Annotated in this window: 27 protein-coding genes; 16 read left to right on the forward strand and 11 right to left on the reverse strand. The window is 70.4% G+C overall.

What is annotated here, in order from left to right; all coding sequences use genetic code 11:
• Positions 1–120: 120 nt before the first annotated feature.
• A complete protein-coding gene (locus ACIBH3_RS28410; protein WP_396314944.1) occupies positions 121–474 on the forward strand; it encodes a hypothetical protein in 354 nt (117 codons plus the stop codon).
• Positions 475–571: 97 nt separating this feature from the next.
• Here ACIBH3_RS28410 and tpg read toward each other — a convergent pair whose 3' ends face one another.
• The 9 genes from tpg to ACIBH3_RS28455 all read right to left on the reverse strand — a co-directional run bounded on the left by tpg (position 572) and on the right by ACIBH3_RS28455 (position 11,231).
• Positions 572–1,132, reverse strand: coding sequence for a telomere-protecting terminal protein Tpg (gene tpg, locus ACIBH3_RS28415; RefSeq protein ID WP_396314945.1), 561 nt, complete (start codon positions 1,130–1,132; stop codon positions 572–574).
• Positions 1,133–1,221: 89 nt separating this feature from the next.
• On the reverse strand, positions 1,222–3,660 hold the full coding sequence (gene tap / locus ACIBH3_RS28420) for a telomere-associated protein Tap (RefSeq protein WP_396314946.1): 2,439 nt from the start codon (positions 3,658–3,660) through the stop codon (positions 1,222–1,224).
• 600 nt (positions 3,661–4,260) lie between these two features.
• Positions 4,261–4,812, reverse strand: a complete 552-nt coding sequence (locus ACIBH3_RS28425; RefSeq protein WP_396314947.1) for a hypothetical protein — start codon at positions 4,810–4,812, stop codon at positions 4,261–4,263.
• A 176-nt stretch (positions 4,813–4,988) separates the two neighbouring features.
• Positions 4,989–6,338: a hypothetical protein gene (locus ACIBH3_RS28430; protein WP_396314948.1), complete on the reverse strand. Its 1,350-nt coding sequence runs from the start codon at positions 6,336–6,338 to the stop codon at positions 4,989–4,991.
• Positions 6,335–7,060, reverse strand: a complete 726-nt coding sequence (locus ACIBH3_RS28435; RefSeq protein WP_396314949.1) for an HNH endonuclease — start codon at positions 7,058–7,060, stop codon at positions 6,335–6,337. Before ACIBH3_RS28435 ends, ACIBH3_RS28430 begins: the two co-directional genes overlap by 4 nt.
• Positions 7,061–7,566: 506 nt before the next feature.
• Complete coding sequence (locus ACIBH3_RS28440) at positions 7,567–8,478, reverse strand: DUF1932 domain-containing protein (protein WP_396314950.1); 912 nt, start codon at positions 8,476–8,478, stop codon at positions 7,567–7,569.
• Positions 8,475–9,617, reverse strand: a complete 1,143-nt coding sequence (locus ACIBH3_RS28445; protein WP_396314951.1) for an HAD family hydrolase — start codon at positions 9,615–9,617, stop codon at positions 8,475–8,477. The genes ACIBH3_RS28440 and ACIBH3_RS28445 overlap by 4 nt, the downstream gene beginning before the upstream one ends.
• A gap of 53 nt (positions 9,618–9,670) precedes the next feature.
• Positions 9,671–10,708 (reverse strand): AAA family ATPase, encoded by a 1,038-nt coding sequence (locus tag ACIBH3_RS28450; RefSeq protein ID WP_396314952.1) that lies wholly within the window; start codon positions 10,706–10,708, stop codon positions 9,671–9,673.
• Between the two features lie 190 nt (positions 10,709–10,898).
• Positions 10,899–11,231, reverse strand: coding sequence for a GntR family transcriptional regulator (locus ACIBH3_RS28455; protein WP_396314953.1), 333 nt, complete (start codon positions 11,229–11,231; stop codon positions 10,899–10,901).
• Positions 11,232–11,421: 190 nt separating this feature from the next.
• Here ACIBH3_RS28455 and ACIBH3_RS28460 point away from each other — a divergent pair, with 190 nt between their 5' ends.
• From ACIBH3_RS28460 to ACIBH3_RS28530, 15 genes are all read left to right on the forward strand, one after another.
• Positions 11,422–11,724: a hypothetical protein gene (locus ACIBH3_RS28460; RefSeq protein WP_396314954.1), complete on the forward strand. Its 303-nt coding sequence runs from the start codon at positions 11,422–11,424 to the stop codon at positions 11,722–11,724.
• Positions 11,724–11,885, forward strand: a complete 162-nt coding sequence (locus ACIBH3_RS28465; RefSeq protein ID WP_396314955.1) for a hypothetical protein — start codon at positions 11,724–11,726, stop codon at positions 11,883–11,885. The genes ACIBH3_RS28460 and ACIBH3_RS28465 overlap by 1 nt, the downstream gene beginning before the upstream one ends.
• A complete protein-coding gene (locus tag ACIBH3_RS28470) occupies positions 11,885–12,163 on the forward strand; it encodes a hypothetical protein (protein WP_396314956.1) in 279 nt (92 codons plus the stop codon). Before ACIBH3_RS28465 ends, ACIBH3_RS28470 begins: the two co-directional genes overlap by 1 nt.
• Positions 12,163–12,336 (forward strand): hypothetical protein, encoded by a 174-nt coding sequence (locus ACIBH3_RS28475; protein WP_396314957.1) that lies wholly within the window; start codon positions 12,163–12,165, stop codon positions 12,334–12,336. The genes ACIBH3_RS28470 and ACIBH3_RS28475 overlap by 1 nt, the downstream gene beginning before the upstream one ends.
• 540 nt (positions 12,337–12,876) lie before the next feature.
• Positions 12,877–13,065, forward strand: a complete 189-nt coding sequence (locus ACIBH3_RS28480; protein ID WP_396314958.1) for a hypothetical protein — start codon at positions 12,877–12,879, stop codon at positions 13,063–13,065.
• The gene (locus ACIBH3_RS28485) at positions 13,062–13,226 is read left to right on the forward strand and encodes a peptidoglycan-binding protein (protein WP_396314997.1); all 165 of its coding nucleotides are present in this window, start codon (positions 13,062–13,064) and stop codon (positions 13,224–13,226) included. Before ACIBH3_RS28480 ends, ACIBH3_RS28485 begins: the two co-directional genes overlap by 4 nt.
• Before the next feature lie 200 nt (positions 13,227–13,426).
• Positions 13,427–13,561: a hypothetical protein gene (locus ACIBH3_RS28490; protein WP_396314959.1), complete on the forward strand. Its 135-nt coding sequence runs from the start codon at positions 13,427–13,429 to the stop codon at positions 13,559–13,561.
• Between the two features lie 36 nt (positions 13,562–13,597).
• Positions 13,598–14,158 carry a hypothetical protein gene (locus ACIBH3_RS28495; protein WP_396314960.1) on the forward strand — a complete coding sequence of 187 codons (561 nt, stop codon included), beginning with the start codon at positions 13,598–13,600 and terminating at the stop codon, positions 14,156–14,158.
• Complete coding sequence (locus ACIBH3_RS28500; protein ID WP_396314961.1) at positions 14,155–14,679, forward strand: hypothetical protein; 525 nt, start codon at positions 14,155–14,157, stop codon at positions 14,677–14,679. The genes ACIBH3_RS28495 and ACIBH3_RS28500 overlap by 4 nt, the downstream gene beginning before the upstream one ends.
• A 135-nt stretch (positions 14,680–14,814) precedes the next feature.
• Positions 14,815–17,181 carry a hypothetical protein gene (locus ACIBH3_RS28505; RefSeq protein ID WP_396314962.1) on the forward strand — a complete coding sequence of 789 codons (2,367 nt, stop codon included), beginning with the start codon at positions 14,815–14,817 and terminating at the stop codon, positions 17,179–17,181.
• A gap of 233 nt (positions 17,182–17,414) precedes the next feature.
• Positions 17,415–19,790: a hypothetical protein gene (locus tag ACIBH3_RS28510; protein WP_396314963.1), complete on the forward strand. Its 2,376-nt coding sequence runs from the start codon at positions 17,415–17,417 to the stop codon at positions 19,788–19,790.
• Between the two features lie 147 nt (positions 19,791–19,937).
• Entirely contained in the window at positions 19,938–20,174 is a 237-nt protein-coding gene (locus ACIBH3_RS28515; RefSeq protein ID WP_396314964.1) for a hypothetical protein, read from the forward strand.
• Between the two features lie 117 nt (positions 20,175–20,291).
• Complete coding sequence (locus ACIBH3_RS28520) at positions 20,292–20,798, forward strand: AAA family ATPase (RefSeq protein WP_396314965.1); 507 nt, start codon at positions 20,292–20,294, stop codon at positions 20,796–20,798.
• Between the two features lie 17 nt (positions 20,799–20,815).
• Positions 20,816–21,220 carry an RRQRL motif-containing zinc-binding protein gene (locus tag ACIBH3_RS28525; protein WP_396314966.1) on the forward strand — a complete coding sequence of 135 codons (405 nt, stop codon included), beginning with the start codon at positions 20,816–20,818 and terminating at the stop codon, positions 21,218–21,220.
• Between the two features lie 147 nt (positions 21,221–21,367).
• On the forward strand, positions 21,368–21,781 hold the full coding sequence (locus ACIBH3_RS28530) for a hypothetical protein (RefSeq protein WP_396314967.1): 414 nt from the start codon (positions 21,368–21,370) through the stop codon (positions 21,779–21,781).
• Positions 21,782–21,819: 38 nt separating this feature from the next.
• On the opposite strand, the gene ACIBH3_RS28535 is transcribed toward ACIBH3_RS28530, so the two are convergent.
• The gene (locus ACIBH3_RS28535) at positions 21,820–22,950 is read right to left on the reverse strand and encodes a hypothetical protein (protein ID WP_396314968.1); all 1,131 of its coding nucleotides are present in this window, start codon (positions 22,948–22,950) and stop codon (positions 21,820–21,822) included.
• Entirely contained in the window at positions 22,947–24,227 is a 1,281-nt protein-coding gene (locus ACIBH3_RS28540) for a hypothetical protein (protein ID WP_396314969.1), read from the reverse strand. Before ACIBH3_RS28540 ends, ACIBH3_RS28535 begins: the two co-directional genes overlap by 4 nt.
• Between the last annotated feature and the right edge of the window lie 169 nt (positions 24,228–24,396).

Below are 24,396 nucleotides of genomic sequence, written 5' to 3' on the forward strand. Positions count from 1 at the left end.
CACCCATCGCGCTCAGGGGCCAACTGGCGTGCTCAAGGGCCGACTATCGCGCTTAGTCACAACCGGTGTGACTGAGTATTTGGGTTGGCCAGGTGAGCGATGATCCGGCAGGGTTGGCGCATGACGCCCGACGGTCTATTCGAGATGCTCGTCGAGCAGACGCCGGCATGCGGCCCCGCACGCGAGGCCCTGCTTTCCGGAGGCACCTTCGGTGTCTGGGACGGTCTGGTGCCTGCCGACCAGCTTTTCCACACCTACCGAACCCGGCTCCGGATCGCTCAGAAGCGTGGGCGGGCGACACTCGGCCTCGCCGAGACCGTTGGGCTCCTCGAACGCATGGAAGACGAACTCCTTCGTATCGGGTGGATCGACACCACAGATCGTGCATGGGCCTTCACGCTCTTCCTCAACGCCACAGCCACCACGGTGCTGGCCTGCGCCAGCGTCGCCCTCTCGCTACACGAGATGGACTGACGGAAGCGGAAACGCTCAACTGGCCAACTCGACCGCGCACTGGCCACCTGAAGCGCTCAGTCACAGCCGGCTTCAGGCGGGGCCGGCGGCCGGAGATCTACAGCTCGACGTCCATCCAGGCGATGTCGTTCAGCTCGACGTCGAGGCCTCGGGCGCGGCGGCCGTTGTCCTTGAAGTAGTGCTCGCGCAGGCCCTCGGCGAGGATGCGCTCCTGCTGGGCCTGGGTGGCTCCGGCGTCGCGGGCCTCGTACAACTTTTTGGCGACGTCGCCGGGCATCTTCTGGGTGATCGTGCGGGCCCGGGGGTCGTCGGTGGAGCCGGCTGCGGAGCTGTAGCCGAAGGTGCCGCTGATGTGGAGCATGAAGCCGTTCTTCTCGGCAGCCTTGCGGGTGCGGTCCTTCACCCTCGGCTGCCACTTCGCGCGAACGACCTGCTCCACCTTCTTCTCGTTGGCCTTGGTCATCACCGGCTCCTCGCCCTCCTTTAGCGCCCTGGCCCAGCGCTGGGCGGTGCGCACCGAGATGCCAGCGGCCTTGGCGAGGGCCTTGGTGTCCTCCTTGGCGACTTTCTCCCACAGGAACTTCACGCGGGTGATCAGGTGCACCGGGATCGGGCGGGTGCGCTCGGCGCGCTCCAGGCCTTCGTCGATCTCCCCCATCGGACTGTCCTTCCTGGCGCCCCAGGGGCGCCGTAGTTGTTCGGGGTGCCGGGTGGCCCGCCGGCCGGTGCGGGCGGGCCGGGGTGCGGCTACTCGTCGGCGGAGACCTGCCCGCTGGCCTTCATGTGCCGGGCGGGATTCGCCTGGTCGGCGATCAGCTCCAGCACCTCCGCCATCGGCCGGCTGCCTTCGTGCTTCACGTGCCCGGGGCTGACGCCCAGGCGCAGCGAGGTGGTGAGGGTGCCGTCGGGCTTGGTGAGGACGTCCAGGGCGCCGGGCCCGGGGGCGGCGAACACGGCGCAGTCGGAGAGCACCGCGAAGCAGTACAGGCCGGTGTCGCCCGCCATGCGGCGGAGTTTGCGGTGGAGGTTGACGGTGGCGGTGTCGATGACGAGGGCGCGCATCAGCGGGTCCCAGGTCGGGCGGTCCAGCGCGGCCCAGCGTTCGCCGGGTTTGTAGCCGTGGCCGCGGGGGCGTTCGCGCATCTTGCCGATCGTGCCCTTGGCGGTCTGCTTGATGGCGGTGAGCACGGCGAGCTCGGCTGGGTCGCCGGTGGTCTTGAGGTTGGCCATGGCGTCGAGGAAGGCGAGCGGGTCGGTGTCGGCGAGGGTGAGCGGGATGCCGAGGGCGGCCATCGTGTCGACGTACGCCGCGCGGAGCCGCTTGTGCCACGGGTCCAGGTACGGGCCGTGCTCGTGCCGCAGCCAGCCCTCGGTCGGCTGGACCCGGGCGCCGAGCTCGGTGGCGTAGGCGACCTTCACCGTGGAGTACCAGGCCGGGCCGGTCGGCCGGGAGCCGTCGGCGGTGAACGGCGAGGGGAGCAGCGGGTTCGTGTCGACGCCGGACAGGTCCACCAGCCACGACCCGGGCGTCTTCGGGTCGAAGGCGGGGTTCAGCTCGTGCACGGGGCCGGAGAGCGGCAGCACCAGGCGGCCGGCGGCCGCGAGGAACGCCATGTTCACATCGAGGCCGACCGCGAACGGCGCGGCCTTCTCGGCGTCGGTGAGCTCGCGGTGCCAGTCCCAGGCTTCGGTGACCAGCTCGCCGCCCGGCTCGCGGTCCTGGGCGAGCGGGTGGACGTCCGGGACCTCCGGCGGCGCCGGGTCGAACCCGTCCTTCGGGCGGGAGCCCTCCACCGCGCCGGAGGTCCAGCCGGACTCGGTGCGCACCGCGCGGGTCGGCGGGCGCAGCGCGGTGACGAGCTCCAGGCCGGAGACGGCGGTGGAGCCGCGCGGGGTGAGCACGCGGGTGGCGTAGGTGCCGAGCAGGCGGGCCAGGTCGGCCGGGCCGAGGTTGTCGGGGATGGTCCAGCCGCCGGAGGCCAGCGCGCCCCAGGCCGGGATGCACAGCTGGACGCACTGGCGCTTGCCGTCCTCGGGGGTGCGGTAGATCCGGGCCCACGGCCCGAGGCCGCGCTGGGTGAGCAGCCAGCCGGCCTTCGCGACCTGCTTCACGGCCTTGTGGGTCTTCGGCAGCTGGCCCAGGCGCTGCACGAACTCCGTCTTCTCGTCGCGGCCCATCCGGGGCAGCCCGATTTCGGCGAGAGCGGCGTCGGCGATGACGACCAGGGCGTCGCCGTCCTTGCCGTGCCGGTGCAGCCGCGGCGAGCCGAACTTGGCCTCCAGTGCCCACTCCACGACGGCCGCCAAGGTGCGGCCGGCCGGAGCGGTCGGCGCCACCGTGCCGTCCGCGAGGTAGGCCACCAGGCCCTTGCCCGAAGGGGCGGCGTCGAGCACCGCGAGCGGTCCGGACGGGAACCGCGCCACGGCGGCCGCCTCCCAGTCCGACGGCCCCTCAGCCGCCGCAGCTGTCTTCGCCGGAGCCTTGCGCACCCGCGAGGACGCCGCCGGACGCGACGACGTCGCACGGCGCGCGGGCGCGGTCGCAGGGGCAGCCTGGCGGGGAGCGGCGACCGGCGCCGCTGCGGCGGTCGGAGCTTGCTCGGCGGCCAGCTGCGGTGCCGCGGTGGCGGTGCACCAGCCGCCCATGTGCACCGGGCGGCCCTGCGAGCGGTACGGCGTCGGGCGCCCGCACCGCACGCACGGCTGCGGCTGGCCTGGGACCAGGTCCCCGGCCGCGTCGCGGTCGAGTTCCACCGCCTGGTCCGCCTGGTCCGCCTGGTCGCCGCCGAACGCCGCCGGCACGGGAACGGGCGCGGTCGGCGCCGCCTCGGCCGGGCCGGCCGTCGTCGGCTCGGCCACCGGAGCCGGAGCCTGGACGGCGGCGGGTGCGAGGCTGGCGGCCTGGGCCCGGCGCAGCCACTCGGTGGGCTCGACCGTGCCGTGGCGCAGCGCCAGCGTCGCGAGGAACCGGATGTACACCTCGCGCTTGGGCGGGCGCGGGTCGGTCGACCCGGCCTCCCACCGCACGATCGTCTCCCGCCGGGTCTTCAACGCCTTCGCCAGGTCCTCCTGGGTGTACTCGGCGGCCTTGCGCAGCCGCTCCCGCTCGGCGGGCACCGGCAGGTCGTCAGCCGGCTTCGGCCGCTCCAGCAGCGCGTCGATCGCCGCGAACAGGTCGTCGCTCATCAGTCAGCACCTCCCCTTTCTGGTCCCATTGTAGCGTGAAAGTCACTCTTGGATCGCACTTTTGAATGTAACTCACTCGATCGGGGCACACCCCGGGCGCGGCCCCGTGACCCCGGGGGTCTCCCCACCACGCGGATGGGGGTCTCCCCACCAGACGGACATCCTTAAGAGAAGTAGAGAGAGAACGCGGCGAGCCCCTCCCGGACGCCCGAAGGGCATCTACAGGTGGTCTTCGCGCGCGAGGCGCGAGGCCGCTACGCGGGCCGGCCGACGTGGGCTTCACGGGCCGGGGGTGGCAGCACCGGTGCTGCCGGGGGTAGCAGCGTGGGTGCTGCCGGGGGTAGCAGCGTGGGTGCTGCGAGGGTGGCAGCACCCACGCTGCCCAATATCTAGAACCCTCTCCAGAACCTGGTCGCTGCGCTTTTCCCGGACGGCCGTAGGCCAGGTGACGGGTAACTGTGCGCGCGAGCGCGCGAGGGCTTCCGTCACCTGGCCGCGATGCGGCCGAATGCAGAGAGGTCAGAGCGGGATGGCAAGCAGTCATCTGGCGGCGGCCGCAGGGCTTTCTTGCCGAACTCCTTCCCGGCCTGGTGGAGCTGGCTACTCCTGGGATTGCTCCATGGCCTGCATGGCGAGGCACTCCTCGTAGGAGGCGCGCGCCCTGGGCACCTTGGTCAGCAGGCTCTCTGGATCGGGGTGACAGCGCGGGCAGGGAATCGACTGGAAGAACGGCGTGCCGTCCTTCTCGTAGCGCCACTTGAGCCACCGTGCCGAGGTGTCGTCACACCGGCCGCACCACGCCGGGGACCCACCTGCTGGCCGGGCCCCGGCGTGCGGGTTGCAGTCCGGGCAGCGAACCATCCCGAGGCCGGTGTCCACCCACCTTTCGGCGGCCTTGGCCGTGGGATAGCCGCCGTTGCACCCGCCGCACCACTCCGGTATCGACGCCGTGACGGATGGCTCGGAGGTGAGCGCGACGATCGAGGACACCGGGCCGGACAGCTGGACGCGCTTGGTGGCGTCCGGCGCCTCGGTGAAGGTGAACCAGGTCCCCTCGAACGGGCCGGACCCGATCTCCAGCGAACCGGGGTCCAGATGATGCCAACCGTCGGCGAGCAGTACGGCGGTCACCTTCGCGGGGTCAATGCGCATGAGGTCCTCCTTGGTCGGTCGGATTCATCGGTTGCGGGCCAAGGCCGTAGATCGCCTTCTGCCGGGCGATCTCAACCCCGCGCACCGGATCGAGCGCGGAAGGGGAGGATGATCGCCTACAGGGGTGCGCAGGGCCGCTCTCGGCGGTCCCTCGCCCCAGCATCTGAATGGGCCAGTCACTGGGTACCTTCGGGACCGAAGCCCGCCGCCGCGAAGGCCCGGGCCACCTCTGCGAGTTCGGCCGGGTCAATCGGCCCCAGATCCAGCTCGGTGCGGCAGTCCGCGCACAGGCCGTCAGCTGGCCCCGTGCCGTACGAGTTGTAGCCGCAGCCGTCGGTGACGCACCACCACTTCACCGGCCCCTCACCCTGGCCGCCTGACTGCGGCGGGATCGCACCGCCTCCCGAACGCCGGGACCGGCGGAAGTCCGCCTGCCGCTCCGGGCAGACCCGGCAGGGCGCCTTCGTGTCGATGTCCGTTCCGTCCTCGCACCGCGGGTGCGAGCACTCCGGTGCCTTCAGCAGCTCCACCGCGATCCCCACCCCGGAACGCAGCGGCTCGCCCGACATCGCGCTGCGGCACTTCTCCTCCCAGCGGTGCTGGATCCACCGCCGCCCGATCCGCTCCACCAGCTGCTCCGGCGTGCGCTGGCCCAGCTGCTCCCGGATCAGGTTGCCGAGCGGCCTGGCCGGCACCTTGACGGGCAGCGGGCGCTCGGCGAGCTGGCGCAGGTCGGCGGGCAGCGCGTCGACCACGGTCCGGAATGCGGCGGCAGTGCGCTTGTCCATCCGGGCGGGGCTTGTCTTTCGGGGCGCGGCGGAGCCGCTTCGCATCGCGCGCGCGCTACTACCTGTAGATGCCCTACGGGCGTCAGGGGCGCTAACGCGCCCAGCGGGCGCAGCGTCATTCGTGTTGGTGGATACAACTGGTGGTTCAAGGGGTGAAGCAGGCTTCAGGGGGTGGGGTGAAGTGTGCTTCACCGGAGGGGGTGAACTGGACTTCACCCCCTCTTGACCTGCGAGGATGCCCGACTTAACGATTTCGGGTGCGATGGCGGAGGATGCAGTACCCGCACCCGCATCACGGTTCACCCCCTGCTGAGCTGCGGAGATGTCGGTTTTAACGAGTACGAGCCCGGCCGCGACGGTTCCGTCCCGGAACTCCCCTTCGGCTGGGGCCTTCGCCCACCGCTCGGCGCGAACTTCCTTGGGTGTGATGATCTGGGCGAACGGCCGGCCGGTCCCGCCGAAGTTGTCCCACGGGCCGTGGAGGAAGTACCTGCTGGATGTCTGGGATCCGTCTGAGCGCCACCGCTCACGGTCGGACAGGAAGCTGTTCTCTCGGAACCAGGCCAGGTCGAGCTGGATCTGACGTTCGGAGACTTCACATTCAGCCGCCAGTAGGCCCACGGCCGGGAAGCAGGAGAAGTTCTCGTCAGCCCGGTCGGCGATCAGGAGAAGGCACAACTTGCGGCCCCGGTTGCCGATCTTCAGTAGACGAACGTAGTTCAACGCCTCGATGCTCACCGGTCCACCTCGTCCAGCGCCCCGGCGCCCCGGCGGCTGTTGCAGGAGTGGCAGAGCGTGCGGAGGTTCTCGATCTCGTGCCCGCCTCCCCGCGACTGGTGCTCGATGTGGTCGATCGTCAGGTTCTCGGGGGTGCCGCATGCGAGGCAGCGGTACCCATCGCGCGCGAAGACCGCCCAGCGGGTGCGCGAGCTCAGGCGGGGCCGGCGGGGAGCAGCGATTGGGGAAGCGGAAGGGGATCCGAGATTCTCGGGATGCTCAACGTTGTGATCGGCATACCAGTCATGGGTCGACACCGGCCCGGACCATCCCGATGGCGGCGTTGCGGGCAGTCGGTACACGTTCCGCTTCTGCGGGCCGCTGCTGTCAGGAACGGAGACCACGATTACCGCGCCGATCGCCACCAGTTCCTTGAGGAACGGGTCGATCTTGTCGCCGCGCGAGTACTGCATCAGGTACGCCAGGGCGTCCTTCGACGGCCAGACGTATCGGTCCCCGCGCTTGAGGTTCAGGTGCATCGCCATGAACCAGTACAGGGCCATCGCCCGCGGGCTGACGCCGGACAGTGCCACCCAGGAGCCGAGCTGGGCGAACGGGAGCTCGTCCTCGGCCTCGATCTCGAAGGTGCCCTCCTCCTGCTCGGTCTCGCGGACCTGGGCGAGCAGCTTCGCCATCCACGCGGGGATGACGACCTGGGCGAGCTTCGGCTTCTCCAGGCTCACAGGGCCACCGCCGATCCGGCGACGCCCACCAGGAGCAGCCCGGCCTGGACGGCCGAGGGGTAGAAGGGGCGGGTCTGGACATGGGTCTGCTGCGTCATGCCCATAGAGGTGTGAAATCCGGGCTCCGTGTGACCCTTAGCTAGGTGATCTGTGTCACGGATTCCACGGCAGGCGATCACACCCGGGGAAGGGGAAGCGGCGGCGGCCGGGGTGATCCGGCTGCGCCGTAGGACAGCGGTGGTCAACGGGGTTGCTCTCTTTCCCGCTGTCGTCGGTCCGTCGGCACCAGGCACGTCCCCCAGCCGGGCGACGAGACGGGTGTCTCTCGCGCCGTGCGGGGTACGACTGGTACCGTCGGACCGACGACAGCTAAATAGTTAGGTCAACGAGAGCGGCCCAGAATCTTGGCGGATTTTGTGGGGTCGCTTTCGTGTTTTCAAGATCAGGTAGTGCGTGCCCGTTGCCGGGCATCGATCGGAGCCTAGCCCTGGGCCAGGACAGATCTCTTACGCCAGGGGTTGCCGGGCGTGTCCGCCAGATGCAGCATCTGGCGGTTGGCCTGTGGACAGAGTTCGCGTCCCGGCGAGTGCTTCGAGGGCTTGCTCTACTGTCAATGACTCGTCTCTGGCTGCCTCCCACTGGGCAAGCGTGGAGGCGGCAGCGCGCATCAGCTCGTCGGGCAGGCCCGCCGCCCGCAGGGAGTCGCCGGCTTCCTCCATCTCCGGCGCCCACCTCCAGGCCCGCGCCGCCGTCTTCGTGATGTAGTCCGTTTCGACCAGGTAGCTGCCAGACCGAGCGCTTGCGACGTCGAGCAGCTCCTGGCCGACACCATGATGCTGCGCCAGGCCGTAGGAGAGGGCAGCCAGCACCCTGCTCACCTTCTGGTAGGCGGTGTACGAGATCTTCAGCGCGCTAGCCTGCCCCATCTCTTCGCCCAGGACAGGCGTGGACACCGCAGTGCCAGCGAAGATCCGACTCACGAGAGCGGTCTCCTCAGCTGGCCCCGACAGGTAGAGGCGGGTGCGCTTAGATCCGACCGGGGGTGAGCCGATCACCGCCCCGTCGACCACCGCGCGAGCAGAGCCGCTCAGTACCTCGGCGATGCGTACAGCCCGCTCTGGGCTGATCGCGTTGCCTTCCACGTACAGCCCGCCGAATCCGTGGCTCGCCACCTCGGCGGCGACATCCTCAGCCGCAGCCGGCGGGCACAGACTCAGCACCACCTCGGCCTGCTCGAGCAGCTCGGACAGCTCAGCTACCGGCTCCAGGCCGAACCGCTCGGCGCGTTCCACCGTGGCGCTGCTGCGCCCTTCCGGGCACCAAAGCACGCGGGCCCCGGCAGACACCGCACAGGCCGCGACTGCCGCGCCCATGCTGCCCGGGTGCAGGACTCCGAGCACGACCTGACCGCTCGTCATCGAGCACCGCCACGTACGTGGTCAAGGGCGTCCAGGACGTCCCGAGCGATGTAGTCCGGCTCCGCACCACCCGGCCAGGAACGGCCGTGGGAGACCCAGACGGTGCGCAGCCCGGCCTCGCGGCCGCCGACCACGTCCACCTCGGCGTTGTCCCCGACCATCCAGCCACCCTGCGCGAGGCTGCGCCCCACGCTCGCGGCCGCCGTCTCGAAGATCAGCCGGTCCGGCTTGCGGGCGCCGGCCTCCTCGGAGATGCACACCGCGTCGACCATGTCGGCGACACCGGATGACTTCAGCTTGGCGCGCTGGATCTCGGCGCCGCCGTTGGTGACGACGACGACCCGCCACCCCTCGGTCCGGACCGCGTTGAGCGCGTCCAGCACACCGGAGTACGGCTGGACCGTCACCGGGAGCTCCGCGTTGTAGCGCGCCCACAGCTGGTCGGCCGACTCGGGAAGGCCCAGCTCGGCACACAGATCCTCGAACGTGTGCAGGTCTGCGCGGATCTGCATGGCGCCGAGCATCCGCTGCTCAGCCTCCGGCGCCATGCCGTGCTCGGCGCAGTACCCGGAGATCCAGGCGGTCACCGCAGTGAGGCGGTCGATCAGAGTGTCGTCGAAGTCCAACAGCACCAGCTGCTGCTCGCGCTCGGCGAGCGCCTGGCGGATCTGCTCGGCGGCCTGCTCGGGCGGGACGGTGTCAGTGCGGACCACCAAGTCGAACCGGAAGCCCAGGTTGGCGTCCAGGTCCGCCTTCGTGGCATCCCAGGCGGCCAGGCGCGCGGGGGTGTCCGCGTCGCCCCGGTCCGCCGATCGGGCAGCGGTCGACTCCTTCGGGCACCACAGCAGCACGGTCAGCCAGTCCGCCGGGTAGCCGTCCATCACCGCCCGCATTCCGTCGACCTGCCCCAGATGCATTACCGGCACCCCGGCCTCAAACGCCGCGTCCAACCCCGGCCGGTCCGTCACGTAGGTGCTGTCGTACCTCGAGTTCTCGTAGACCACGGCACCCGCTGTGGCGCGCAGCTGGGCCAGGTGCTCTGGGGTGCCCATCCGGTAGCCGGCCGACCGGCCGGGCCCGACCTTCACCCGGGAGAACAGGCCGAAGGCAGGTTCCAGCTCGGAGAGCACTCGGGTCACGGTGTCCTTCCCGGACGCCGGAGGCCCGTAGAGGATTACTCCGCGCTGGCGATTCATGCGCGCACCGCCGCGAGAGCGTGCCGCGCTTGGTCAGCCAGCGAGATTGCCGAGCCCATTCGGTTGTCCACCAGCAGGTGCGGCACCACCGGGCGCAGGTCGATGTCGACCGTTGCCATGTACTCCTCCCATCGGGAGAGCTTCCAGGCGTCGCGCGCCGCGGATCGGAAGCTGATGTACTCGCGCATCGACTCCGGATCGCACTGGACCCAGATCGGGAAGACATCTACTCCCTGGGCCCTGCACCGGTTGCTGAGCCGGGTCATCCACTCCTCGGAGGTCATCTCTGCGATGAACGGGGCAGACAGCACGCTGGAGATCCCGCAGTTGATGTTGGCGTAGGCCGCCTGCATCAGGCAGTCGTACTCGACTGCGCGCACCTGCTCGCGGTACAGCGGGGTGTGGCGATCGTTCCGATCTCCGCCGAGGGCGACCAGGAGCTGCTCGACGAGCGGTCGGGTGAGCGGATCCTTGTCCAGCAATGGCCAGCCGGTCAGTTGAGTCAGGAATCGGGCGAACTCCGTCTTGCCGCTGCCGGCGAATCCCCCGACCAGGATGACGACCGGGCGGTGCGGGTCTCCTCCCGTGTGCCGGCGCTTCCATGCGTCCATGATCCGCCGCTGCAGCCCGTAGCTGTCCGCTTCGGCGGATCCCGCCGAGATTTGGAGCAGCGCCCGTTCGACGGCAAGGACGTGGTTCCCGGTGAGCTTGTCGTCCAACGGCGTTAGCTCGAACCGGCTGTCCTCGCCTGGCAGGGCACTGCGGAAACCCAGCTGGGGTTCGGTCGCCCGGTACAGCAGGCAGTACGCCCGCCGGTAGTGCGGGCCCGGGTACACGTCGCCCTGTTCGTGCTGGCTGAGCGTCTGCGGATATGCAGCGGGGATCCCCTTCAGGCCGGCTTTCTCCGCGACAGCGCGGAGCCGTTCGCCGGCCTGCTCCAGCGTCAGGCCGTGGGCCTCACGCTGTTCCCTCAGCTTCTCGGGGCGCCACCCGAGCCGGTTCTTCGCCATGTCCCCCGCCTGTGTATTCGCCATGCTCGGAGCCTATGAGCAGAGCGCCGAATCCCATGTTGATGCGGATGTTGAAAACGCGTTGAGCTGCACGTTCACGGATCTCATGATGCGGATGCGATGTTGATCTGACGCTCAACCAGCTGTGATTAGTCATGTCAGGACGGACTCGACACAGGAGGTGGGAGCAGTGGTGAATCGGACGGCACCCGGGTCAGTCTTGCTGCGACTTTTGCCTCTCGAGCATCTCGACGCGGCTAGTCAGCTCGGCGAGCTGCTGGGCCAAGGCCTCGATGCTCGCGGGAGCTGGAGCAGTGTCGGCATCCGACTGACGAACGAACGACCCAAGCCCCTGCTGGGAGTAGATCGCCTTGCTGCTCCGAAGCTCGGAGAGGGCTCGCTGGACAGTGCCGGGCGCTACGTCGTAGTGAGCAGCAAGCTCTCGGGTGCTGGGCAGCTTGTCTCCTGCCTTGAGCCGCCCTAGACGGATCTGGTCCAGCACGTCCTGGACGATCCGCTGGTAGGGCTGGGCGAACTGATCTGTCATGACCCACATCGTAGAGCCGTCTTCCTGACATGAATAGCTTCAGCGACCTAGTTGACACAGCAAAACTGTACCAGCTAAGTTGGCTAAGCCGACAAGGTCCGAAAGGGCTGAGAACGCAAAGGGCCCCAGGCCGGTGCTCGCTACACAGGCCTGGGACCACTTCGAATCGACTCTCGTGGGAGTGATCCGCATGAACATCATGACCGATTCGGTGGGGGCTGGACGCAGCGTCCCTGTCGCCAAGAAGCAGACCGGCATCGCCGATCTGCAGTCGCAGTACGAGGGCAAGGTGCTCGCCCTGGTGGTGCGCGACCTCGAGCCCGTCGACCCGAAGGCCGGCGAGGGCATCGTGATGGAGCTCGTCACCCGCGTTTGGGAGATGGCCGAGCGCCACGCGGCCACCGCCGGGCGCACCACCTGGTCGCACCTCTCCTGGTTCGCCTACCACGTCGTTGCCACCCGCCCGAGCACCGCCTACCGGATGGCGCGGTGATGACGATGTCCCAGCCGCTCGACATGGCGAACATCGCCGAGCTCAACCGGCAGACCGAGGCCAACATGCGTTCCGCCGCTCAGGCGGCCGCCGCTGCCGAGGCCGCCCGCCAGGCCGCCGAGCAGATCCGCCAGGCACAGCAGGCGGGGGGTCGGTCCTGATGGGTCTCCGCTCCTACCTGGGCTTCGGCTCCGGCTCCAGCAGCTCCAGCGGTTCCGGTTCGTCCGAGACCAGCACCCGCACCAGCGGTTCGTCCTCCACCGGCGGCTGGTTCTCCTACGACGCGGAGGCGGCCCGCCGTCAGCCGCGGGAGACGCACCCAGCGTCGGCCAGCACCGACCAGTACGGCAACCGGGTCAACTCGGTGGACCCGTACAGCCGGGCCGACGCCAGCAGCTTCACCCGCCGCAACTTCGGCCGCTCCTACCGGGACGAGTGATGGGACGCCTGTTCGCCGCCGGAAAGATCATCGCGCGGCAGGCTCAGAACGTCGCCGTCAGCCCCGAGGCCATCGGCCTGTTCGGGGAGCCCCACCCCAAGCCCGGCCCCGACACCGCCGCCCACCGCCGCACCCGCGTCGGCAAGCCGCGCGCCGAGAAGGCCGGCAAGTAGCCCCACCCAAGAACGGCTCCCGCCGCTCTCTCCTCGGAACCGTCCTGGCATGCACCTGCCCATCGCATGCCGGTACGGCGCCGGGAGTGGGCGCCGGGCCCGCAAGGGTCCAGCACCTCACCGCACCACCAGCGCACCCGGAAGCCCGGCCCGAGGGGGTCGGCCAAGGAAGTGCCCGTTCCTCAACCCTCCGGGCTCAGGCCCGAAGGTCAACTCCATAGAGACATGAGAGAGCCCGGCGCCGCGAGCGTGACGCCGCCCGGGACCACTGCTTCCGCAGCACCTTCCAGGGGCCACCGCCGCCCCACGACACCAAAAGGCGGCCCGACCCTCCGCTCCCTGGCACGGAGCGCGGTCACCCACGCACGCACCACCCGGTCGCCGTCGTCCGCAAGGCCGGCGGCGACCACCCCACCCGCAGCCCCGCGGCTGCCCCGGCCTCCCGGACTGACCGCCCTCATCACGGCGGCCGCGCCCGGGAGTCCTGAGGAGCCCCGGGACCACCACGGTCCCCTCCACCGCGTGAAGGAGAACCCGCAGATGAACAAGCAGATCACCGCCCGTGCCGCCGCCGCGTCGCTCGCCCTGGCCGCCGTCCTCGCGCTGGGCGGCACCGCCCCGGCGTCGGCCGCACCCCGTACGACCGCCCTCGCGCAGGGCGCGCACTCCACCTCCGTCGCCGACTCCAGCGCCAGCTCAACGCCCAGCTGGGCGAGATCACCCCGCTGAAGGACGACGGCGCCTTCGGCCCGCTCACCCGCGACGCCGTCACCTGGTACCAGACCTGCGCCGGCATCGACGTGGACGGCGTCGTCGGCCCGCAGACCCACGCCGCCCTGGCCGCCAACACAGGCCGCGTCATCGACACCGTTTGCATCCGCCAGGCCTGACCCGCCGCCAGCACCGCTCTGCACGACCGGCCCGCCGCCGACCGAACCCGGTCGGCGGCGGCCGGTGCCGCCCCGTGGCTGCCCAGGCCACCCGGGCCGAACGCCCCGAGAAGTCGGCGGCGCGCTCGGCCCGGCCTGGGGAGCTCCGGGTTGCACACCCCCCGCTGCTCCGCCCGTCGCCCGTCCGAAAGGCCGCGCACATGACGCTCGACACCGTCTTCTTCGCCTTCTTCGCCACCAGCGCCGCCACGTCCTTCTGGCTGCTGCTGGCGATAGGCGCCGAGACCTACCTCATCCCGCCCTACCTCAACCGATTGGAGGCCGCCGATGTCTGACACCACTGCCCCGGCCCGCGGACAGGGGGTGACATCGTGACCGTCACCCCCGAGGTCCCGCCGCGCCCCCCGTACGACCCCACCGCCCCGGAGCAGACCGAGGTGCTGGACGACTTCTGGACCAAGCCCGCCCGCTCGCACGACGGGGACGGGCTGGCGGAACTGGCGCAGGAACTGCGCCAGGCCCGCCTGGACGCGGCGATCCCGCTCAAGGCGGATGACGCGGACCACCTGATCGACTGGCCGCGTGTTCGCCGCGCGACCGCCCGCCTCAAGCGGGCGGTGCAGGCCTGGCCGAACTCGGCCGCCGCCGGCATCGCCCTTGCGGGGCCGGCCTGGCTGTGGCGCAGCGTCGTCGAGAGCTGCTCGACGTCGTTCGCCCCGGCCGCCGACGTCGCCGACCCGGGCCTGTGCCTGGGCCTGATGACGCTCACCGGCGTGCTGGTCGTCGGCCGCTGGGTGCGGGGCGTCAGGCCCTTGCGCCCGCTTGTGCGGCTGGCCGCCTGGTCGGTCGTCCTCGGCACCCTGTCCTACTCGCCGGCCCGTTCCTGGGCCGTCGCCCTGCTGTCCGCCATCACCACGGGGGTCTTCCAATGAGCACGACCGGCATCGAGATCACCCACACCGTCACCCGGGCGGGCTCCGCGATCGGCTTCGCGGTGTTCATCGGCACCTGGGCGTTCCTCTACTTCAAGCACAAGCGGAAGTTCACCGCGCTGAAGAAGAAGAAGTACCTGGTCCCGTACGCCTGGGGCCTGGGCGTGATGGTCCTGGCCTCCGCCTGCACGGGCGGCCTGCTCGGCCTGGTGTCCGGCTTCACCACCGGCGCCGGCAACCAGAGCGGGGCACTGGCCAGCAAGGGCATGGTCGGCGGCGAAGGCGCCGTCGCCGTCGCCCAGCAGGCGCACCTGACGTTCTCGGGTTCCTGGATCGCGCTGATCCTGTTCGGCCTGGCCGTCGCGTTCTGCTGGTTCGCCAAGAACATGGGCGAGCGCGCCCTGATGATCTCCGGCGCGTTCTCCGGCGCCACCTGGGGCCTGTCCATCTCCCTCGGCGGCCTCGCCGCCTTCACCGGCGTGCCGCTGTCCAACTGGATCGGCGCCCTGATCATCGGCTGACCCTCCGGTCCGTGACGGTCACCCCGGACCCGCCCGCCCCGCACACCCGGGGGCGCGGCCGGTTCCGGGACGGCCACCCCAGACCGGACCCACCAAATCCCGCACCTCACCCACCGCCGGAGCCCGGAGGCCCCTGTGAGCACCGAAACCGAAACCGACCCCGCCGTGGCGCCCCCCGAGGGCGCCGCCGTACCTCATCAGCCGACCGCCCCGCGTGACGAGAACGCCGCGCCGGACAAGTCTGGTGAGAAGAAGAACCCCGTCACCACTTGGGCCGGTTCCCAGGCCCGGCGCACCGGCGACGGCGCCCACTCGCTCGGCCAGTGGATCGGCCACTGGGCCTCGACCGCCGACCAGTCCGGCGAGGAGATCCGCCGGCGCATCGTCGCCGCCCAGCTCGAGGGCCACACCGAGCGCCGGACCGAACTCGCCCAAGCCCTCGCCCAGGCCACCAAGAAGGTCGTGCGCCTGGAAGAGGAAGCCACCGACGGCGGCCTCACCCAGGCGCAGCGCAGCGACCTCACCCTCACCCGGGAGACTGCGCGGCGCCTCGAGAAGACGCTGCGCGACATGACCAAGGTGCCGTTCAGGGGTGTGCAGCCCACCGAGCGGCAGATCGCCCGGGCGCGCAGCCAGGGCAGGCTGCGTCGGGGCGCGGCGCTGATCGGCGCCGCGACCGCGACGGTGATGCTCGTCGTCCACCAGCCGCAGATCGGGCTGCTCGGCCTGCTCGCCGCCACCGGGCTCGCCTGGTGGACCGGCGGCCACCCGCCGCGCCTGACCCACCGTCCGGTACCGCAGGACCTGCTGCTGCCGGAGCTCGACCCGCCCGCCAAGCATCTCGCCACCGAGGGCCTGCCGGAGGAGGAGGTCGTGGTCGGTGGGGAGGACGTCGACCAGGTCGACCCGGCGCTGGTGTGCGCGGAGACCGAGCGGCTCACCCGGGCGATGCTCGCCGCCGGCGTGATCAGCGATGGCGCGGTGCGCCTCGCGGCCCCCGACGCGATCACCCGCCTGGCCGGCGGATGGATGGCCCGGATCGTCCTGCCCAAGGGCGAGGGCGCCACCGTGGAGACGGTGCTGCCGAAGCTGGAGCGAATCGCCGGCGAAGTCGGTCTGGACCGTGCCCGGTTCTTCATGGAGCCGGTCCACGCCAGCGCGGGCGGCAACGCCAAGACGATCGCCGTGGCCGCGTTCGACGCCGACCCGTTCATCGCAGGGAAGGCCTCGCCGCTCGTCGGTGCGACCAGCATCGACGTGTGGACCCGGGGCATCCCGGTGGCATACGACGCGTTCGGTCAGATCGTCCACCTGATCCTCAAGGACACCAGCCTGGCGCTGGCTGGCGCCTCCCGCACCGGCAAGGGCGCGGCGCTGCGCGGCATCATCGGCGGCGCGCTGCTGGACCTTCGGGTCAACGTGCGTCTGGTCGACGGCAAGTCGCCCGGTCAGGACCGGTGGCGCAACCTGGCCGCCACCTTCATCGACGAACCCGGCACCAAGGGCGCCAAGCGCACCCGGCACCTGCTGGAGGCCGAGGTCAAGGAGATGGGGCGACGCGCGGCCATCCTCAAGAAGCGCGGGATGGAGCAGATCGACGACCCCGCCCTGATCGCCGAGCTCGGCGGCCTGGAGCTCATCGTCATCGACGAGGTCCAGGCCCTCACCAGCGACAAGAAGCACGGCAACGCCATCAAGACCGCCCTGTCGTCGCTCGCCGCCCGAGGCCTCGCCTTCGGCATCATCCTGGTTGTCGCAACCCAGGTCGCCACCAAGGGCCAGGACGGCGTCCTGCCCCGCCTGGTCACCGGCAACATCGCCTGGAAGTGGTCGATGCGGGTCACCGAGACCGCCGAGTCCAACATGGCGCTGAGCCCCGGAGCCGCTGGCGCCGGCTGGGACGCCTCCAAGCTCGACCCGTCCGTCAAGGGCATGGGCATTCTCTTTGGCGAGACCGGCTACCGCCGGATCCGCTCCCTGTGGATCGACGGCACCGACATGCACCAGCTGATCGCCAACGTCACCGCCGCCCGCGTCGCCGCCCGTCGGCTGCGCGGCCAGTGGGACGACCCCATCGAGGCCGCGCTGCGTACCGAGGGCAACGCCACCCCTGCTCCGGGCCTGCCCGCCGAGACAACGACGAACACGCCCTCCCTGGTCCCGTCCGTGGACCTCGACCTCGACCTCGATGACGAGGACGAGGACGAGGACGGGTACGACGAGGAGACGGAAGCCGAGTACGGCTCCGACGGCGTACCGGTCCTTCTCGCCCGGGCCCACGCCGCGGTCGTCGCAGCCGGAGGCCGGATGCACACCGGCCCCCTCGCCGAGGCCCTCGGCCACGACGACGCGAGGGAGCTCGGAGTCGAACTGGTCCGCCTGATGAAGGACGTCGGCGTCGAGCGGCCGGGCGCCGGAAGCGTCCGTGTCCCCGGCGTCGGATCAGCCGCCGGCTTCTACGACAAGCACCTCGCCGCCGCCGTCGACAACTACCGCAAGTAACCGAGTCGGACCCATACACCCCACACGCCGGACCCCACACACCCTGTGTGGGGTCCGGCCGCCCGTGTGGGTCTGTGACCTGCCCGTGTGGGCCGTGTGGGGTCAAAAGGGCCACCCCGGATCAGCCCAGAGAACGCCCCGACGCCCAGCGACGCCACCCGCACCCGACACAACCCACACACCCCACACGCCTAACGCACAGTCACCGCACCAGAGGACGGAGAAACCGCCCGATGAGCCCCGCCAGGACCTCCAACCGGCGCCCCACAGCGCCCCGCAAGCCCGCCCCGACCAAGCCCACGACTCCCCGCAAGACGGCCGCCCCCGCCGCCCCGACCACCCCCGCCGAGACCGAGCAGTCGGCCCCGCTCGCCCGCTCCGAGGCCGACCCCTTGCTGGCCGACGCCCGAGACCGGGCGGCCGACATCCTTGGCCTGGCCGAGGACGACGCCGCAGCCCTCCAGGCTCGCGTCGGCGCCGATGCCGACCGCCGGATCCAGGAAGCCGAGCAGCGCGCCGCCGAGCTTCACGGCGACGCAGAGGAACGCGCTCGCCAGGTCCAGGGCGCAGCCGAGAAGCTGCGCAGCGCGGCCGACGAGGAGGTCGCCGGCCTGACCCGGACGGCCGAGGAGACGGCCGCCCGGATCTTCGCCGAGGCCCGGGAGAGCGCCGATACGGTGCTCGCCCAGGTCCGCAAGGACGCGGCCGCGCTGCGCGGGCAGGCCACCGAGCAGGCCCAGGCCGAGGCCGACCGGCTCCTGGAGGACGCCACCGGCCGAGCCAGCCAGCTCCTCGCGGACGCCGAGAAGCTCGCCGACCAGGTCCGGGAGGACGCCGCCGACGACGTTCGTCAGCGCCTGGCCGATGCCGAGGAGCAGGCCCGCCAGGACGCGGCCGGCATCACCGCCGAGGCCGAGGACAATGCTGGACGGATCGCCGAGCGGATCATCGGCGACGCCGCCGAGCAGGCCGAGCAGCTGCTCACCGACACCCAGGCCGAGGTGAGGGCGGCCCGCCGCCTAGCCGACGCCGACCTCGCCGCCGTCGCAGAGCAGCTCCAGGACGCCACCGACCAGCTGGAGCGCACCCGCATCCGCGTGGAGCGCTACCAGGCCGACGCGGAGACCGAACTCGCCGGGCGCCGCGCGCTGGCGGACCAGGCGTGCCGCGATGCGCTGACCAGCGCAGACACGGCTCGTGCCCAGGCCGCCGAGGACGCCGAGCAGATCCGCACCACCGCCGCCGACAAGGCCAAGGAGATCCTGGACCGGGCCGAGACCCGCGCGGAGGAGACACGGCGGGAGGCCGAGGAGTTGCGCGAGCGCCTGGAGGAAGCGGCCCGCACCGACGCCGACACCATCCGCGAAGACGCCCAGGAACAGGCGCAGCGGCGGCTGGAGGAGGCCGAGGCGGAGGCCCTGGAGCTGCGCGAGGAAGGCGCGCGGCAGGCCGCCGGGGCCCGCCAACGCGGCCAGGAACACGTGGAGATGCTGCGCGGCGAGGCCGAGAAGGTGCTTGCCGAGGAGGCGCGCAAGGCCGCCGCCGTACGGGGCAAGGCTGAATCCGACGCCAAGCGCATGCTCAACGAGGCCTCCGCCGAGGCGCAGCACATCGTCGACGGTGCCCGGACGCAGCTGGCGGCCCTGGAAGGGAGCGTCGGCGAGCTGCGGGCCGAGCAGCAGCGCCGCCAGGCCGCCGAGGAGGCCCGGCGCACCGGCCGGATGGCCAAGGTCCAGGCCCGGACGCAGCAGTTCATGAAGTGGCTGTGGCCCAGGCTCGCGCTGGCCGCGGCGGTCACCCTGACCGCCACCGGTGAGCGGGACCTGGCGTTGCTGATCGGCTGGCCGAAGGAGATCGCCTGGCTGCTGCCGGCGGCCATCGACATCTGGGCGACGATGGCGATCCGTTCCGAGCGGCTGAAGGAGATCGGCTACGCGCTGGGCACCATGATGCTGACCCAGAACCTGTACCACCTCGCCGATCAGCTCCACTTCGGCATGGCCCAGGACGCTCACGGAGAGTGGTTCGCGAAGTGGTGGCTGATCGCCCCGGTCGTGTGCATCGCGCCGATCGTCATCTGGCGCGGGCACGTCCTCACGCACGGGACGCGCACCGCGAGCGCTCACGGCGAGGAGACCGCCGCGCACGCCGGGCAGGCACCGCTCACCGGCGACGGGCCGGGCGCGCACGAGGACCCCTCACCGCGCCCGCCGCGCGGCGGCCAGCCGTTGCCTAACGCGCACGGCGCGCTGTTGCCCGGACAGACCGCTCACGGCGAGCGCTCACGTGAGCGGATGATCTCCGCAGGTGGCGGGACCACGACCGCTCACCCGCAGCTCCCGGCGGGTGCCCCGGCACAAGCCAGCGCTCACCAGGGCCAGGCCCTGAGCGACGCGGCGCTCATGCTCGCCCGCAAGGCGTGCATCCGCCCGCTGTACGACGATCTCGGCCGCCGCCCGAAAGCCATCGAGATCCACCAGGCGCTCACCGAGCGCGCCTTGATCACCGGTGACGAGCAGTCGACGCGCTCCACCTGCCAGCGCGTGCGCGACGCCATCGAGCGCGACGAGCCACACCTGAAGCTCCTCAGCTCCGTGCGCTCTGCGTAACCAAAACGGGCTCCGAGATGAAGGAAACACCTCGGAGCCCACAGCGCCCGAAAGCGCTTGCGGGGCCGACCTCGCCGCCGGCCCCGCCCCCATCCTCCCGCACCACGAACCACTCACCGAAACCCGATCCGGAAGGAACCCATCCCCGTGTTCGCCATAGAGCGTGACGCCCAGCTCGCCGCACTGCGCGAGCTCCACCAGACCCGCAGCAACACCCTCACCAACCTCCCGCCAGGCTCGCGCTCCCACACCCGGCTGCTCGCCGAGTGCGAGGACATCAGCGACGAGATCGACCACCTCAAGCGCTGCATCAACATCCCGCGCTCCGCCGTGGCGGCCATCCCGGTGGTCCTCTTCGTCCTGGTCCTCGCCCTCATCAGCTGACGTCCCGTCGACCGGCCTCTCCCCCGTACCGCCCGCCCGGCACCCAGCCCGGCGGGCGGCGCGCATCCGGGGACGGGACCGGCCGCCCGGCCGATACCGCACCGACGAGAGGAACCCGTGAACCTCACCTACGACGCTGGCACCGTGGTCGTCCTGGTCGGCGTCTCCGGCGCTGGCAAGACAACGTTCGCCGCCCGCCGCTGGCCCGCGACCTGGCGCCTGAGCCTGGACGACTACCGCGAGATGGCCACCGACTCGATGGCCGACCAGAGTGCCACCCCGGTCGCCGCCGAGATCCAGAACCTGCTCCTGGACGCCCGCCTCGTACGCACCCTCACCACCGTGATCGACAGCACCGCGTTGCTGCCCCACGTCCGCGCCGGCCTGCTGGCCCGCGCCCGCTACTGGCAGCGTCCAGCCGCTGCCGTGCTGTTCGACCTGCCACTCGACCTGTGCCAGCGGCAGAACAGCGCACGCCAGCGCGTCGTGCCCGACCACGTCCTGCGTGAGCAGCACCGTCACCTGCCCACCGCTGAGCAGCTGCTCGGCGAGGGATTCGCCCACGTCGACCGCATCGCCGCAGCCTCGCCTGCCTACCTCGAACCGGCCCGCACCGGCCACTGACCACCAGGAGCGAGAGCGTGCGCGCATCCGACCTCGACCCGACCGGCGAACACCACGGCGGCCTGCCCACCTACCCCTGGCGCTGGGCCCCCAGCCCGGACCTGATGACCCGCCGCCAGCTCCGCAAGGCCGGCCTGCGGCCTGGGGGCCAAGCGCCGTGCGCACAGGTGGTCTGCCGAAACGGAGCCCGATTCGGCTACTTGTACCGACGCTCCCTCGCCCTGCCCGTGCGGCCGATGACCCCCGCCCGCTGGCAGGCCCACCAGCGCATGATGCTCGCCCGCCGCACCTGCGTGCTGTGCCGCACCGTCGGCGAGTACTGCATCCCGAAGTCCATCGGCTGCTGCCTGGACTGCGCGGACGGCCTCGCCCTCGCCGAACTCGAGCAACTCCTCCAGCTCGCCACCACCGCCGCAGCCTGACCCGCCCTCCGCGAGCGCGAGCGCGAGCGGACGGCCGACGCCGGCCCCGGACCCGACCGCACCCAGCGGCCAGCCGCCGGGACCGGCGCGGCTGCCCGGTCACCCCCGACCCGCAGACCCGACCCGCCACCGAAAGGCACCACGCCCATGCAGATCAACAACACACGAATCCTCGCCGCCGCCGACGCCCTCGAGAAGCTGCTCGCCGATCTCAACCCCGACCCGTTCGACGGCCTGCTGCGCCGCGACGACGCCTACACCATCGTCCTGGCCGCCCTCGGCCACCTGGAAGCGAGCGGCCAGCGGCGCACCACGGTCGGCGAGCTCCACGCCTTGTCGCGCGTTGTCCCCGGCGGCCAGGTGCTCGGCGGGCACGACCGCCTGATGGCGGTCCTGGAGCAGGCCGCCGACCATGGCGTGATCCGGCTCGAGCGCGGACAGGTCCACATCGGCGACGCACCGACCGGCGGCTGCCCCGGCCACGTCTGGATGCGCCAGCTCACCAAGGGCGGCGCAGCGGTGGAGCTGATCGCCATCTCCGGAAAGGGAACACCCACGTGAGCAGTGATGACGCCGTCTAGATGACGTGCAGTCCCCGCTTACGTCACGGGCTCACCCAGGAACAGGGACCGAGCGCGGGCACGGAACCCTACATCCAGGCCAGCGCTGCTGACGAGAAAGCCCACAACATCAGCGGCGCGCTTGGCTGCGACCTCCTCGTACAACCCCCCCATGTCCTCTGGCTTCTCGATGCGCTTGCCGAGTGCAGTGACAGAGGTGGCCAGTTCCAGCATCCGAAGAGCTGGCAGGACCGCGTCCGGGCGAGTCAAGATCCGGACCACGAGTTCACGCAGGCGCGGGAAGTAGGTCGGGAGGAGCTCGACGTGCACTTCTTCAGGCAAGGCACCACTCTGCTTGATGCTTTCCAGCAGCTGAGACAGGCCCTGCTTCTCGCGCAGTCCCGCTGCCCCGCCGAACAGATACTCCTGCAGACCTTGGTCGGGGTTGGCGACATGGGTCGCCCTAATACTCTCCACCGCGTGACTAAGGGAGAGCATGTACAGCCACGCACAGTCGAGTACAAGAGCAAGGTGCTGGGGGACGCGGGGGTCTAGGTACTCGGCAACGGCAGCAAGCTCATCGACCATCTGCATCGGGTTGCGGTACTGCTCAGTAATCCAGTACGTGAACTCCCGATACTCCAAGATCGGCTTGAGGCGTCCGTCCAATCCGCCAAAGGCCCGCAGTACGGCCGTGGCCTTGTCCGGCTGGAACAGCCAAGCGAGCGGCTCAGCGTCCAGGGCGAGATCGCACGGGTGCAGAGACTCCAGCTGGGTCACTTCCGGGCTGTTCAGCGCGGAGATCCTCAAACGTGACGTTAGCTGCCTGGCTGCTTTGCTCAGGTCTTTCTCGCGGACCATGTAGGCAGCATCTGCGGCAAAGAAGTCGGCAACACCGCGGACCCAGAACATGCGGTTGGTTGAGCCCTTACTCGAGGTCTTGCAGTCCACGATGGCACTCTGAAGGCGGAAGCCTCCCCCGATGGTGTACCCGAGGACGTCCAGATCGGTGTAGGCCTCGGGCGCGGTAGAACGGCGCTGGCGCTGTCCGGACGGTGTAGCCTCCCGCGCGGCTACACTCCGCAGCTGCACGTCCAGACGGGTTGTGTAGCCCATCCTCCACAGCAGCCGACGCGAAGCCACCTTGAGTCCAAGGTCGAGTTCAGTCATCGGGCCCGTCCCCTTCCGAGGGCCGCATCCACGACGCTCTGCCACTGCTTGGGACTGACTGGAGCCTTAATGCGTGTCCGGTGCATGGTCTGCATGGGCGCCATAAATGGCTGTCCCAAGGCCAGCGCCTGCCGTGCCTGTTCGTCGCCAACGCGGCCATCTAGTTGCTCGCCGAAGGTGATCAAGTCACGGGCGATGCGCAATGCTTCGCGGTTGTCAGGCGTGTCGATGAACCTGGGGGTTACCCAGTTGCCGCCCGGCTTCAGGTCCGGATCGAACCTGATCAGGCCTGCTCGGTGCACCAATCGGTACTGCCGTTCATGGGAATCGTGCGGATTCAGGAACCCCCGATTGGGGTCGAGCAGCTTGTTGATGACGTCTACCAAGGCGTCCGGCGGAAGATTGGTCGCCCCTCCGAAATGCTGCCCGCATCGAAGGCAGGCCAGGAGCGCGAGTGCCTTCTCTAGAACCGGCTTTCGGCTGCGCAGCAGCTCTTGATCGAGGCTGTATGGCAGTGCCGCGAACGGCTGCAGCGTGTGGTTCGGCAGCTCCACCGCAGGCGCTAGGAGGAGGCCTCGCGAGATCGCGTCCTGCAGAAGCGGCTGATGGTCTCCGACCGGGAGACCCTGTTCGCCGCGCACGGCCGCGAATGCCTGCGCGAGTTCGTCTGCACCGTGATCGCGAACCAACTCGGCTATGACCTGTGGGTTCTCGAAGCCGAAGAACGGCGAGTAGAGCACGTCACCGTCGGGAACCTGAATCCGCTTGACGAGTCCCGACCGCTCGCCGACCTCCAGCAGGCTGGGCAGCCGTGCAGAGTCCAGGCCGACCTTGCTGGCGGCTTCCTCTTCTGGCACTGGCCCATCAGCCAAGTAGTCGACAAGGAGGACCATCTGCTCCTCAGTCTCCGAGGGCTCACGATCCCGCCATGCCTGCCCGAGCTTCGCGTACAAGTCGTCGTAGTACGGGACGCTCTCGGTAAACCGGGTGATCTTGCCGCCCGAGCGCTGCACCCCCTCAACGAACCCCACATCTTCCAGCGCAAGGACAACCTGATCGAACGCGAACACGCTAACGTCTAGTTGCTCTGCCGCCACAGCGCGCAGGGCTTGGGCGTTATCGATCACCTCCTGGCCGCGGACTAGGGCAGCCAGACTGGCAGCCATACCGATCAACTGGGTGTCCGCCAGCGGCGTCAGCGAGCCAGAATTTGGGTCCACGTTCCGCAGCCCGGCATGCACGTCCTGGCAACGCAGCCCCTCGTCGAACTCTTCCACTAAGTCCCCTTACCCGTGCTCAACTGCGGCGGCCTCAGCTACTCGCCCTCTTGCGAGTCTGATGGCTTCTACTCGTCCAGCGCCTTCGTCGCCGAGGGTTCTCCGGAGCCCCGATGGGCACCGTAGTCACCGGCGTTGCTCCGGGCTGTGATGTGACGAGCATGCTCCT

This window comes from Kitasatospora sp. NPDC050543 (assembly GCF_044457565.1).
Classification (GTDB): domain Bacteria; phylum Actinomycetota; class Actinomycetes; order Streptomycetales; family Streptomycetaceae; genus Kitasatospora.